This window comes from Mycobacterium gordonae (assembly GCF_002101675.1).
Lineage (GTDB): Bacteria > Actinomycetota > Actinomycetes > Mycobacteriales > Mycobacteriaceae > Mycobacterium > Mycobacterium gordonae.
Genome location: NZ_LQOY01000207.1, coordinates 171,144 through 181,851 on the forward strand (window position 1 = coordinate 171,144; position 10,708 = coordinate 181,851).

General features: G+C 66.5%; 10 protein-coding genes and 2 tRNA genes. 3 read left to right on the top strand and 9 right to left on the bottom strand.

What is annotated here, in order from left to right:
* Window positions 1–185: 185 nt before the first annotated feature.
* The 4 genes from clpP2 to AWC08_RS26560 all read right to left on the bottom strand — a co-directional run bounded on the left by clpP2 (window position 186) and on the right by AWC08_RS26560 (window position 3,155).
* Window positions 186–830 carry an ATP-dependent CLP protease proteolytic subunit ClpP2 gene (gene clpP2, locus AWC08_RS26545; protein ID WP_142283823.1) on the bottom strand — a complete coding sequence of 215 codons (645 nt, stop codon included), beginning with the start codon at window positions 828–830 and terminating at the stop codon, window positions 186–188.
* Window positions 827–1,417 carry an ATP-dependent Clp protease proteolytic subunit gene (locus tag AWC08_RS26550; RefSeq protein WP_065137444.1) on the bottom strand — a complete coding sequence of 197 codons (591 nt, stop codon included), beginning with the start codon at window positions 1,415–1,417 and terminating at the stop codon, window positions 827–829. Before AWC08_RS26550 ends, clpP2 begins: the two co-directional genes overlap by 4 nt.
* Window positions 1,418–1,524: 107 nt before the next feature.
* Window positions 1,525–3,027 carry a trigger factor gene (gene tig, locus AWC08_RS26555; protein WP_069435284.1) on the bottom strand — a complete coding sequence of 501 codons (1,503 nt, stop codon included), beginning with the start codon at window positions 3,025–3,027 and terminating at the stop codon, window positions 1,525–1,527.
* 51 nt (window positions 3,028–3,078) lie between these two features.
* Window positions 3,079–3,155, bottom strand: a tRNA-Pro gene (locus tag AWC08_RS26560).
* A gap of 142 nt (window positions 3,156–3,297) precedes the next feature.
* Between AWC08_RS26560 and AWC08_RS26565 the strand changes: the two genes are divergently transcribed.
* Window positions 3,298–3,368: transfer RNA gene (locus tag AWC08_RS26565), tRNA-Gly, on the top strand.
* Between the two features lie 34 nt (window positions 3,369–3,402).
* The gene (locus AWC08_RS26570; RefSeq protein WP_069435285.1) at window positions 3,403–4,596 is read left to right on the top strand and encodes a serine hydrolase domain-containing protein; all 1,194 of its coding nucleotides are present in this window, start codon (window positions 3,403–3,405) and stop codon (window positions 4,594–4,596) included.
* A gap of 66 nt (window positions 4,597–4,662) precedes the next feature.
* On the opposite strand, the gene AWC08_RS26575 is transcribed toward AWC08_RS26570, so the two are convergent.
* From AWC08_RS26575 to AWC08_RS26590, 4 genes are all read right to left on the bottom strand, one after another.
* Window positions 4,663–5,004 (bottom strand): Mtp family mycobacterial-type pilin, encoded by a 342-nt coding sequence (locus AWC08_RS26575; protein ID WP_082986796.1) that lies wholly within the window; start codon window positions 5,002–5,004, stop codon window positions 4,663–4,665.
* A gap of 77 nt (window positions 5,005–5,081) precedes the next feature.
* Window positions 5,082–5,885 carry an Fpg/Nei family DNA glycosylase gene (locus AWC08_RS26580; protein WP_065137447.1) on the bottom strand — a complete coding sequence of 268 codons (804 nt, stop codon included), beginning with the start codon at window positions 5,883–5,885 and terminating at the stop codon, window positions 5,082–5,084.
* A gap of 6 nt (window positions 5,886–5,891) precedes the next feature.
* The gene (locus AWC08_RS26585) at window positions 5,892–6,371 is read right to left on the bottom strand and encodes a ribose-5-phosphate isomerase (RefSeq protein WP_065137448.1); all 480 of its coding nucleotides are present in this window, start codon (window positions 6,369–6,371) and stop codon (window positions 5,892–5,894) included.
* Window positions 6,372–6,500: 129 nt separating this feature from the next.
* Window positions 6,501–7,124, bottom strand: coding sequence for an Rv2466c family mycothiol-dependent reductase (locus AWC08_RS26590; RefSeq protein ID WP_069435499.1), 624 nt, complete (start codon window positions 7,122–7,124; stop codon window positions 6,501–6,503).
* A gap of 120 nt (window positions 7,125–7,244) precedes the next feature.
* On the opposite strand from AWC08_RS26590, the gene pepN reads away from it, so the two are divergent.
* Window positions 7,245–9,821 (top strand): aminopeptidase N, encoded by a 2,577-nt coding sequence (gene pepN / locus AWC08_RS26595; RefSeq protein ID WP_065137456.1) that lies wholly within the window; start codon window positions 7,245–7,247, stop codon window positions 9,819–9,821.
* Here the strand turns inward: pepN and AWC08_RS26600 are convergent.
* Window positions 9,812–10,582 (bottom strand): hypothetical protein, encoded by a 771-nt coding sequence (locus AWC08_RS26600; RefSeq protein ID WP_232008152.1) that lies wholly within the window; start codon window positions 10,580–10,582, stop codon window positions 9,812–9,814. The two genes, pepN and AWC08_RS26600, sit on opposite strands and share 10 nt — an antisense overlap.
* Window positions 10,583–10,708: the final 126 nt, after the last annotated feature.

The following is a 10,708-nucleotide window of genomic DNA, read 5'->3' on the forward strand; positions in this document are numbered from 1 at the left end:
ATGCAACATATCCTCCGGCGGCGTCCGCAACTGGCCGAGACGCGCAATACGTGTCTCTGGCGTGTCGCGGTCGTTACGCCAATGACGCTGCCACGGCACCAACCCTACCGTGGCCCCGGCCCGCGAGCAGACGCAAAATCGCCCCGGATCTTGCGCTCCGGGGCGATTTTGCGTCTGTTGAGCGGTCAGGCGTTCTGCGCGGAGAGCTTCCGGTACTCGAGAACCGTGTCGATGATGCCGTAGTCCTTGGCGTCTTCGGCGGTCAGGATCTTGTCCCGGTCGGTGTCCTTGCGGATCGTCGCCGCGTCCTTGCCGGTATGACGGGCCAGGGTGCTCTCCATCAAGGTGCGCATCCGCTCGATCTCCGCGGCCTGGATCTCAAGGTCGGAGAACTGCCCCTGGATCACCCCTGACAGGGACGGCTGGTGGATCAGCACGCGCGCGTTGGGCAGTGCCATCCGCTTGCCCGGGGTTCCGGCGGCCAGCAGCACCGCGGCCGCCGAGGCGGCCTGACCCAGGCACACCGTCTGAATGTCGGCGCGCACGTACTGCATGGTGTCGTAGATGGCCATCAGCGAAGTGAAGCCACCACCCGGGGAGTTGATGTACATGGTGATGTCGCGGTCGGGGTCCAGGGACTCCAGCACCAGCAGTTGGGCCATGATGTCGTTCGCCGACGCGTCGTCGACCTGGACACCGAGGAAGATGATGCGTTCCTCGAACAGCTTGTTGTACGGGTTGGATTCCTTGACGCCGAAGCTGGAGTGCTCGATGAACGACGGCAGGATGTAGCGCGCCTGCGGCTGGGTCTGCGGGTTCAGAGGGTTCACTGGGCTTCTCCGTTGCTGATGTGGGCGGCGCGAGTGATGATGTGGTCGACGAAGCCGTACTCCAGGGCTTCGGGGGCGGTGAACCAGCGGTCGCGGTCGGAGTCGGCCTCGATGCGCTCGATGGACTGGCCGGTGAACTCGGCGTTAAGCCGGAACATCTCTTTCTTGATGACGGCAAATTGCTCGGCCTGGATGGCGATGTCGGCCGCGCTACCCGTGACGCCGCCCAACGGCTGGTGCATCAGGATGCGGGCGTGCGGCAGCGCGTAGCGCTTGCCCTTGGTGCCGGCCGCCAACAGGAACTCCCCCATCGAGGCGGCCATACCCATCGCGTAGGTGGCGATGTCGCAGGGCGCGAGCACCATGGTGTCGTAGATCGCCATCCCGGCGCTGATCGAGCCACCGGGCGAGTTGATGTAGAGGTTGATGTCCTTGTCGCTGTCCTCGGCGGCGAGCAGCAGAATCTGCGCGCACAACCGGTTGGCGACCTCGTCGTTCACCTCCGACCCCAGGAAGATGATGCGCTCGGAGAGCAAGCGCTCATAGACGGAGTCCGTGAGGTTCAGACCCACCGAGTTCCCACGCATGTCAGTCACGACCGGGTTACCTGCTTTCTCATATCGCTTGTTGCACCGACACTAACCAACCGGACCCGCCCTTTGACCCCCTGAAACGGGCGCGTTCGCTCACAGCGTCATGCGGTGGGTTCATCGGCGGTGTCGGCCTGCTCTGATCCGAGGTCTGCTTCGTCAGCCTCGTCGACCTCGTCGAGCTCCTCGACCTCGTCGACCTCGTCGACCTCGTCGACCTCGTCACCGTGGTCATGGTCATGGTCATGGTCATGGTCATGGTCGTGCTCGTGGTCGTGGTCCGCGTGCCGCTTACCGAAGAACTCACTGGTGTCGATGGGATTGCCGTCGGTGTCGGTGACCGTGGCCTTCTCGATCACCGCCGCGACGGCCAGACCACGCCGCACGTCGGCGAACATGGCGGCGAGCTGGTTGTTCTCCTGCAGGTAGGCGAACAGCTGCTGCGGCTCGATGCCGTACTGCCGCGACGTCAGCACCAGTCGCTCGGTGAGGTCTTCCTGCCCGACCTGGACATCGAGCTGGTCGGCGATGGCGTCGAGCAGCAGCTGGCGCTTGACGTTGTTCTCGGCGGCGGCGCGGGCTTCGGCGTCGAACTCCGCGCGCGAGGACCCCTGCTGTTCGAGCACCTCGTTGAACTTGGCCTGGTCCTGGTTCAGCCCGCCCATCGCGGCCTGCAGCGTCTCCTCGATCTGCGAGCGCACGATGGCGTCCGGCACTGGGACGTCGACCTGCTCGAGCAGGGCGTCCAGGGCGGCATTGCGGATCTGGTCGGCCTGCTGAGCGCGCTTGGTCTTGCGCACCTGCTCGCCGAGGCTTTCGCGCAGCTCGTCAATGGTGTCGAACTCGCTGGCGAGCTGAGCGAACTCATCGTCGGGCTCGGGCAGTTCCCGTTCCTTGATCGACTTGACCGTGACGGTGACGTCAGCTTCCTGCCCGGCATGTTCGCCGGTCGCCAGCGTGGCGGTGAACACCTTGGACTCGTCGACGGCCAGCCCGACGAGGGCGTCATCGAGGCCCGCGATCAACCGACCGGAACCCACCTCGTGCGACAGCCCCTCGGCGGCCGCGTTGGGCACGTCCTCGCCGTCGACGGTCGCCGACAGGTCGATCGAGACGAAGTCGCCCGTCTGCACGGGACGGTCCACTCCGGTCAGGGTGCCGAAGCGCGCGCGCAATGACTCGAGTTCGGCGTTCACCTCGTCGTCGCTGACCTCGACCGGCTCGACGGAGACACTCAGCGCGTCCAGGTCGGGGATCTCCAGCTTGGGGCGGACGTCGACTTCGGCGAAGAACTGCAGCTCCTGCCCGTATTCCTTATGGGTCACCTGGATGTTGGGCCGACCGATCGGCTGCACGTCGGACTCGGTGAGCGCCTGGCCGTAGCGGCTGGGCACCGCGTCCTCGATCACCTGGTCGAGCAGGGCCTCGCGGCCGAACCGCGCCTCGAGCAGCCGGGCCGGCGCCTTTCCCGGGCGGAACCCGGGCAGCCGAACCTGCTTGGCGAGCTCCTTGTAGGCCCGCTGAAAATCGGGTTCCAGCTCGGGGAACGGCACCTCCACGTTGATGCGAACCCGGGTAGGGCTCAACTGCGTCACGGTGCTCTTCACGGCGTGCTCCTCGGTATGTCGTTTCTGCGTACGGCGGTGCGCCTGGCGGCCTGGTCGGGGTGACAGGATTTGAACCTGCGGCCTTCCGCTCCCAAAGCGGATGCGCTACCAAGCTGCGCTACACCCCGCGCTGACCACGCGATCCTACGGCCCGGCAGGGCCGGGCCCGCAGAGACCTCCGGGGACCTGACACCTCACGGAGCGGTTACGTGACTGCGTCGATTAGATTTGAACTCCGCCACCACGTACAGTCTCGGTCGACTAATACTTGCGGGCGTAGCTCAATGGTAGAGCCCTAGTCTTCCAAACTAGCTACGCGGGTTCGATTCCCGTCGCCCGCTCTGAGCTAATGATTTTGTTCGACAGAAAGGCGCCATGAGCGACCTTGAGAGCGCGATCATTCATGGCTCATGCGCGCCCGGCTTCATCGGGGTACGCGACGCGTTCGAGCGCAATTTCACCCTGCGCCATGAGGCAGGCGCGGCGGTCGCCGTCTGGGTCGACGGAAATCTCGTCGTCAATTTGTGGGGCGGCCATGCCGACGCCGCCGGCCGGCGACCCTGGCGAGAAGACACCCTGACCACGGTGCTGTCCGGCACCAAGGGGCTGACGTCCACCTGCATCCACCAGCTCGCCGACCGCGGCGAACTGGATCTGCATGCTCCGATTTCCCGGTACTGGCCCGAATTCGGCCAGGCCGGCAAGGAAGACATCACGCTGGCCATGGTGATGAGCCACCGCTCCGGTGTGATCGGCCCGCGCACCCGGGTGACCACCGAGCAACTCTGCGACTGGGACTACGTCTGCGGTCAGTTGGAGATCGCCGAGCCCTGGTGGAAGCCGGGCACCGCGCAGGGCTACCACATGACCACCTTCGGCTTCATCCTCGGCGAGGTGTTCCGCCGCGTGACGGGCCGCACCATCGGCCAGTATCTGCGGACCGAGATCGCGCAGCCGATCGGCGCCGAGATTCACATCGGGTTGACGCCGGCCGAGCAACTGCGCTGCGCCGAGCGGGTGAACAAGCCGACCGGCCGTCAGCTGCTGGCCGAACTGCAGGCCCCGAGTGACCCGACCAGCCTCGACGACCACCCCAAAGCCGGGATGTCGATCTCGATGGGGTTCCTGGCCGACGACGACCTGGACACCGAGAACCTGCACCTGTGGCGCCAGCTGGAATTCCCCGGCACCAACGCCCAGGTCTCCGCGCTGGGGATGGCGACGTTCTACAACGCGCTCGCCCAGGAGAAGCTACTCAGCCGCGAGCACATGGATCTGGTGCGGGTGTGCCAGGGCGGTTTCGAGCCTGATCTGGTGCTGGGTCCGCGCGTGGCCGACCACGGCTGGGGGCTGGGCTACATGCTCAATCAGCGGTGCATCAACGGGCCGAACCCGCAAATGTTCGGCCACGGGGGGCTGGGCGGTTCTTTTGCTTTCGTCGACCTCGAGCACCGGATCGGCTACGGGTACGTGTCCAACCGCTTCGACGCCAGCAAGGCCAACGCCGACCCGCGCAGTGTCGCCTTGAGCAACGAGGTGTACCGCGCGCTAGGGGTCACTGTCGACTGACCCACCCGAGAAGCACCCTGCCGCGCGATGTCGGCAGGGTGTGCTCGGCTACGGCTTACGGTCGGTTCAGCGCGGGCCGCCAGGGCCGCCCGGTCCGGGCCCACCCGGACCCCCTGGTCCGCCCGGCCCGCCTTGGCCGGGCCCGCCCGGTCCGCCGGGGTTGCCCGGGGCGCCGAGGCCAGGGCCACCGGGTCCCGGATGAGGATTGGGGCCGGCCCCACGCCAGTTGTCATGGCAGTTGACGTTGTCCCAGTTGTTGCCCCAGACCGGGTCCCAGAAATCACCCGGGCACCACTGCGGCAGTGGGCCGGGTTGCGCCTGCGCGCCCGTCGCGAGCCCGAGACCATACATGCCCAGACCCGCGGTCAGCGCGAAAGTGGTTGCAGCTAAACGTAATGAAGTTTTCATGCGTCCACGGTTACGCGTTGAACCTGTAGTCAAGCTGAAGATCTACTTCGCGCCGGAAGTGAATCTCTGGGCGGTCGTCAGGACTGACACGTCGGACACCAGAACACATTTCGCCCCTCGAGGACCGCTGTCCGCACCGTTTCGCCGCATATCCGGCATGGATCACCGGCGCGCCGGTACACGTAGGTGCGAGGACGGCCGGGCGCGTACGACGGCGCGCCGTGGTCGTGTTCGGGACGCACGACGACGATCTTGCCGCGCCGCAGTCCAACCTTCATCAGGGCCACCAGATCCGTCCAGGCGCCCGCGAATTCCGCCTCGGAGATCTTCTGGCCGGGCCGGTAGGGGTCGATGTGGTGACGGAACAGCAGCTCGCTGCGATAGACGTTGCCGACCCCGGCCATCACACTCTGATCCATCAGAAGAGCCCCAATTGGTCTGCGAGACTTGGAGATTCGCGCCCAAGGCCAGGCCGGGTCGGCGTCAGCGCGCAACGGGTCGGGCCCCAGCCGGGCGAGCACATCGTCCACCTGGGCGGCGTCGATCACTTCGCACACCGTCGCACCGCGAAGGTCGGTACCGTACTGGGCGCCGATCAGGCGCATCCGGACCTGCCCGACCGGCTGCGGATCCGGCTCACCCTCGGGCCGTTCCCACTCGGTGAAGGCCCCGTAAAGCCCTAGATGCACATGCACCACCGGGCCGTGGGCGTAGTGGTGAAAGAGGTGCTTGCCCCAGGCGCTGGCGCGCCGTAGCACCGCGCCGTCGACCATCGCCGCATCGGTGAAGCGGCCCTGCGGACTCGAGACCGCCACCGGGCCACCGGCGAAGCGCTTGTGATGTAACCGGGCCAGCCGGTGCAGCGTGTGACCTTCTGGCACGGGCTCTCAGTCCTGCGCGCCGGGCACCGGCGGCGCTTGGTGGGTACGTTCGTATTCGGCCAGTATGTCGATACGACGCTGGTGGCGTTCGGCTTTCGACCACGGCGTGGCCAGGAAGGCATCGACGATGGCCAGCGCCTCGTCGAGGGTGTGCATGCGGCCGCCGATCCCGATCAGCTGAGCGTTGTTGTGTTCGCGGGCCAGCGCGGCGGTCTGCACGCTCCACGCCAGCGCGCACCGCGCACCGGGCACCTTGTTGGCCGCGATCTGTTCGCCATTGCCCGAGCCGCCAAGCACGATGCCCAGACTGTCCGGGTCGGCGACGGTCCGCTGCGCCGCGGCGATGCAGAACGCGGGGTAATCGTCCTCGGCGTCGTAGGTGAAGGCGCCGCAGTCGATCGGCTCGTGTCCGGTGTTCGTCAGATGCTCGATGATCTGTTGCTTGAGCTCAAAGCCGGCGTGATCGGCACCCAGGTAGACGCGCATGGGAGGACATTGTGCACGAACGCGGCTGGCAGCACCGCAGGTGCCCTGCGCCGAAAGTGAACCATGCGACGCAACCGCGGCGGCCTGAATCCAAGGGCGTGTCGCGTCGCACGGTTCACAGTCGAGCCGCTAGTCGAACTGCGGAGGCTCCGTCCGGGTCCGCTTGAGCTCGAAGAAGTGCGGGTAGGACGCGAACGTCACCGACGCGTCCCACAGCTTGCCGGCTTCCTCACCGCGCGGGATCTTCGAAATCACGGGCCCGAAGAACGCCACGCCGTTGACGTGGATGGTCGGCGTGCCGACATCGGGTCCCACCGCGTCCATCCCGGCGTGGTGGCTTTTGCGCAACGCCTCGTCGTACTCGGTGCTGGTGGCGGCCTCGGCGAGCTCGGCGGGCAGGCCGGCATCGGCCAGCGCCAGTTTGACCACCTCGTCGAGATCTTTATTCCCTTCGTTGTGGATCCGGGTGCCCATGGCGGTGTACAGCGGGTCGAGGACCTTGGCGCCGTGGGCCTGCTCGGCGGCGATCGCCACCCGCACCGGCCCCCATGCCCTGGCCATCGCCTCCTTGTACTGCTCGGGCAGGTCTTCCCGGTTCTCGTTGAGCACCGCCAGGCTCATCACGTGGAAGTTGACCTCGATGTCGCGGACCTTCTCCACCTCGAGGATCCAGCGCGAGGTGATCCAGCACCATGGACACAGCGGGTCGAACCAGAAATCGGCTCGGTCTTTCGAGGGGGCGTTCTCCGGCATTTCTGCGGTCCTCTCCTAGAAGGTGGGACGGGACGGTCCGCTCAGACACAACCGTAGCCGCGCTTCGACTGTTCCCGCCGCGCTGAGCGGGCCCACGTGCCGGCCGATATGTTGGAGCACGTGGCTCTTCCCAACCTCACCCGGGATCAGGCGGTCGAACGCGCCGCACTGATCACCGTGCACAGCTACCAGATCAACCTCGATGTCACCGACGGGTCGGGAGCGCCGGGCGAGCGCACCTTCCGCTCCACCACGACGGTGGTGTTCGACGCGCTCGCCGGTGCCGACACGGTCATCGACCTCGCCGCGGACACCGTCCACAGCGCCAGCCTCAACGGGCAGGATCTCGACGTCTCCGGCTACGACGAATCGACCGGCATTGCGCTGCGGGGATTGGCCGACCGCAACGTCGTCGTGGTCGAGGCCGACTGCCGCTACTCGAACACCGGGGAAGGGCTACACCGCTTCGTCGACCCGGTCGACGACGAGACGTACCTGTACTCGCAGTTCGAAACCGCCGATGCCAAGCGGATGTTCGCCTGCTTCGACCAGCCCGACCTCAAGGCCACGTTCGACCTCACGGTAACCGCGCCCGCCCACTGGAAGGTGGTGTCCAACGGGGCAACCGTCAGCGCCGAGAACGGCGTTCACACCTTCGCCACCACGCCGCGGATGAGCACCTACCTGGTGGCGCTCATCGCCGGTCCGTACGCCGTCTGGAACGACACCTACAGCGACGAACACGGCGAGATCCCGCTGGGCATCTACTGCCGGTCCTCGCTGGCGCCGCACATGGACGCCGAGCGGTTGTTCACCGAAACCAAGCAGGGATTTGCCTTCTACCACAACAATTTCGGCATGCCCTATGCGTTCGGCAAATACGATCAGCTGTTCGTTCCCGAATTCAACGCCGGCGCAATGGAAAACGCCGGCGCGGTGACGTTCCTCGAGGACTACGTGTTCCGCAGCAAGGTCACCCGCGCCTCCTATGAGCGGCGCGCCGAGACGGTGCTGCACGAGATGGCCCACATGTGGTTCGGCGACCTGGTCACCATGACGTGGTGGGATGACTTGTGGCTCAACGAATCTTTCGCCACCTTCGCCTCGGTGTTGTGCCAGGCCGAGTCGACCGAATACACCGACGCGTGGACGACGTTCGCGACCGTGGAGAAGTCGTGGGCCTACCGGCAGGACCAGATGCCCTCCACCCACCCGATCGCCGCGGACATCCCCGATCTGCAGGCGGTCGAGGTGAACTTCGACGGAATCACTTACGCCAAGGGCGCTTCGGTGCTCAAGCAGCTCGTCGCCTATGTGGGGCTCGATCATTTCCTGGCCGGACTGCGCGATTACTTCCGTGCCCACGCCTTCGGTAACGCCACGTTCAGCGACCTGCTCTCGGCGCTGGAGAAGGCGTCTGGGCGCGATCTGTCGAACTGGGGTCAGCAGTGGCTGAAAACCACTGGCCTGAACACTTTGCGCGCCGATTTCGACGTCGACGAGGACGGGAAATTCGCCCGGTTTGCGGTGACGCAGAGCGGCGCCGCGCCAGGCAAAGGCGAGACCAGGGTGCACCGGGTTGCCGTCGGAATCTACGACGACAACGGCTCGGGCAAGTTGGTGCGGGTGCACCGCCACGAGCTCGACGTCGACGGCGCCACCACCGAAGTTCCTGAGCTTATTGGTGTTTCGCGCGGAAAGCTGATCCTGGTCAATGACGACGACCTGACCTACTGCTCGCTGCGGCTGGACCCCGAGTCGCTGCAGACCGCCCTGGACCGCATCGCCGACATCGCCGAGCCGCTGCCACGCTCGCTGGCGTGGTCGGCGGCCTGGGAGATGACCCGGGAGGCCGAACTTCAAGCCCGCGACTTCGTGGCACTGGTTTCAGGCGGCATCCAGGCCGAAACCGCCGTCACCGTGCTGCAGCGGCTGCTCATGCAGGCGCAGACGGCGGTCGGGTCCTACGCCGAGCCGGGCTGGGCACGAGAACACGGCTGGCCGCAGTTCGCCGACCGCCTGCTGGAACTGGCGCGCGGCGCCGAGCCCGGCTCCGACCACCAGCTCGCCTTCGTCAACGCCTTGTGCACGTCGGTGTTGTCGCCGCGACATGTGGAGGTTTTGGCGGCCCTGCTCGACGGAGATCCGGCCGGGCAGGGTCTGCCGGGCCTGGACGTCGATGCCGACCTGCGCTGGCGGGTGGTGATCGCCCTGGCGACCGCCGGCGCCATCGACGCCGACGGTGCTGAGTCGCCGCGCATCGACGCCGAGGCGCAACAGGACCGGACGGCCGCCGGGAAGCGGCACGCGGCTCAAGCGTCGGCCGCGCGGCCGCAGCTGGAAGTCAAGGAGCAGGCGTTCACGACGGTGGTCGAGGACGACACCCTGGCCAACGCGCTGGGACGGGCCATCATCGGAGGCATCGGCGCACCGGGCCAGGGTGAGCTGCTCAAGCCGTTCACCGCGCGCTACTTCGCGGCGATCCGGGGTGTCTGGGAGCGGCGGTCCAGCGAAGTCGCGCAATCGGTGGTGATCGGCCTGTACCCGTATTGGGACATCAGCGAAGAGGCGATCGAGGCCGCCGACTCGTTCCTGGCCGACCCCGACGTGCCGCCGTCACTGCGCCGGCTGGTGCTGGAGGGGCAGGCCGCGGTGAAGCGCTCGCTGCGCGCCCGTCAGTTCGACAGTCAGCAATAGCCACCGTCGCGCAGACCGGCGTCCAGCTCGAGCCGATTCGGCCTACGAAACATGTACTCGCGCAACAATTCCCACCCATAGGCTCGGAGCATGCCGGTATAGCCCAGTGCGGCCCACTGCGCACAGTGCCGTTCCTCGTGATGCAGCAGCCGGTCCAGCTGCGGTGTCCTGGGCGACTGGATGATCTCGCGCAGCCGCTGGGCGGGGTCGGCCACCCGAGGGCTGTTGACCATGAAGATGTCGCCCCAGGTGGTGCCGCCACGCTGGCTGAACAGCCGCTGAGTCCAGTTGCCGCCCACGCCCATCAGGATGCCGTTCGGGGTGGCGACCAATCGGCCGCCATTGCGGTGCACGAACTTGACGTCGCGGTCGTAGCTCCAGCTGTTGGCCAGCTGACGGTCCATGATCCGCATCGCCTCGGCAGCTGAGTACGGCGTTTCGGGGAAGTCGCCCTCCCATGTCTGGGTGCCGTAGTCGGTGCCCGCGTTGAGGACGTAGGTCAGCAGCACCGCCATCCGCGCGTCGGCCCCACTTGCTTCCGGCGGGATCAGGAAGTACGACTTGCCGCGCCGGTCGATGATCTCCTGACACCCCTGCAACAGCTGCAGCGAGAAGGCGAGCCCCGTCTTGGCGACGTCGACTACGACTTCAGGGCCGACCGACCGGCGCGCGGCGTTGTCGAGCCAGATGCGCACGTATCCCGTCGGAGGCGTCCCCGTCAGCAGGTCCGCCTGACGCAGCGCACGCTCGTACCGATTCACGCGGCGGCCAAACCCGCGTCGAGCGTGAACTCAGTGCGAAAATCCACGCGGCAAATTCATACGGTCATTGCAACAACATGGATCTTAGGAGTTGCAATGCCAAGTGGTTACCCGCATCCGCCGGCG